The sequence below is a fragment of the Cupriavidus sp. HPC(L) genome (assembly GCF_000307735.3).
GTDB lineage: Bacteria > Pseudomonadota > Gammaproteobacteria > Burkholderiales > Burkholderiaceae > Cupriavidus.
On sequence record NZ_AMPR02000341.1, the window covers coordinates 1 to 1,876 of the forward strand.

General features: G+C 69.3%; 1 protein-coding gene. It reads left to right on the forward strand.

What is annotated here, in order from left to right; genetic code table 11:
• The first annotated feature begins 3 nt into the window (after positions 1–3).
• The gene (locus B551_RS17430) at positions 4–1,746 is read left to right on the forward strand and encodes an autotransporter assembly complex family protein (RefSeq protein WP_371259321.1); all 1,743 of its coding nucleotides are present in this window, start codon (positions 4–6) and stop codon (positions 1,744–1,746) included.
• The last annotated feature ends 130 nt before the right edge of the window (positions 1,747–1,876 follow it).

The window sequence follows — 1,876 nt, forward strand, 5'->3', positions numbered from 1 at the left end:
CCGCTGGCCCCGCTGCTGGCGCTGCTGTTCGCCATGCTGCCGGCGCCGGTCCAGGCGGCCTACCGGGTCCAGGTGGAGGCGCCCGAGCCGTTGAAGGACATCCTGGAAGAGCATCTGGACCTGATCCGCTATCGCGAGCGCGCCGACCTGGGCGAGGACCAGATTGCCTACATGATCGAGACGGTCGGCGACCAGGTCCGGGCCTTTGCCGCCACCGAGGGCTGGTTCGATCCGCAGACCACCACCCGCGTCGAGGGCAGCGGCGACAGCCGCGTGATCCACGTGACGGTCGACCCCGGCGCGCGCACGCTGATCCGCGCGGTCGATGTCGATGTGCGCGGGCCCGCCGCCACGCGCTCGCCCGAGCAGGTCGCGGCGATGCGCGAGAAGTGGGGCCTGCCGGTCGGCGAGCCGTTCCGCCAGTCGGACTGGGACAAGGCCAAGGAAGACGCGCTGGTCGAGCTGCAGAGCAACGCCTACTACGGCGCCAGGCTGGCCGCCTCGCAGGCGCGCATCGAGCCCGAGGAACGCTCCGCCGATCTGAGCGCGACCTACGACAGCGGCCCGGCCTACCGCATGGGCGCGCTGACGGTGCGCGGCACCCGCCGCTATCCCGAGCAGATCGTCCACAACGTCAATCCGCTGTACGTCGGCGAACCCTATCGCGTCGAGCGGCTGCTGGAACTGCAGCGGGCGATCCAGAACCAGCCGTATTTCTCCAATGTGCAGGTCGAGCTCGGCGATCCGGTCGCCGACGCCGACGGCAATGGCGAGACGGTGACCGCGCCGGTCAATGTGCGGGTGCGCGAATATCCGACGCACCGCGTGGTCTCGGGCGTCGGCTACAACACCGATACCGGTGCGCAGGTCGAGGGGCGCTACGCCTACTACAACCTGTTCGACCGCGCCTGGATCTTCGATTCGCAGGCCCGCATCGAGCAGAAGCGCCAGTACGCGTTCGCCGAGATCGCGATGCCGCCGGACAGCAAGACCTATCGCAACAGCGTCTACGGCAGCTACGAGCGCACCACCGACATCGAGAACACCGATACCCGGAGCTGGCGCACCGGCGTGCGCCGGTCCCGCACGCGGGAGCGCTACGACACCGTGTTGTCGCTGGATTTCTACTACGACGACCTGCGGCCCTACGATCAGCCGCGGCAGCTGAGCAAGGCGCTGGTGCCGCAATACGCGTGGACGCGGCGCGATGTCGACAACCCGGTGTTCCCGCGCCGCGGCAACATCATCAACACGCAGGTCGGCGCGGCGGTCGAGGGCTTCCTGACCGACCAGACCTTCGTCCGCCTCTACGGCCGCATCCGTCAATACATCCCGGTGCGCACCCGCGACCTGATCGTGGCCCGGCTCGAGCTCGGCGCGGACCTGACCAGCGGCAGCGCCGACAAGATCCCGGCCACGCTGCGCTTCCGCGCCGGCGGCACCGATTCGATCCGCGGCTACGGTTACCAGTCGATCGGCACGCGGCGCGGCGCCAGCGTGCTGCCGGCCAAGTATCTGGCCACGACCAGCCTGGAGTACCAGTACTGGTTCAAGCCCGACTGGGGCGCGGCGATCTTCTGGGACGCCGGCACCGCCACCAACAACCTCGACGGCGTGCGCATCTACCACGGCGTCGGCATCGGCGCGCGCTGGCGCAGCCCGGTCGGCCCGGTCCAGCTCGACGTCGGCTACGGCATCCAGGAGCGGCAATTCCGCCCGCATATCTCGCTGGGAGTGGCATTCTGATGGCGATGCGTCCTTCGTGCCGGCCGGCACCGGTGCATCGGCCGATCGCCTGGATCGCTCCGCTCGCTACCGTCCCCGACGCTTTCCCGAGTCCTGGCGCATGAGCACGCCCGACCTGCCTTCCGTTCCT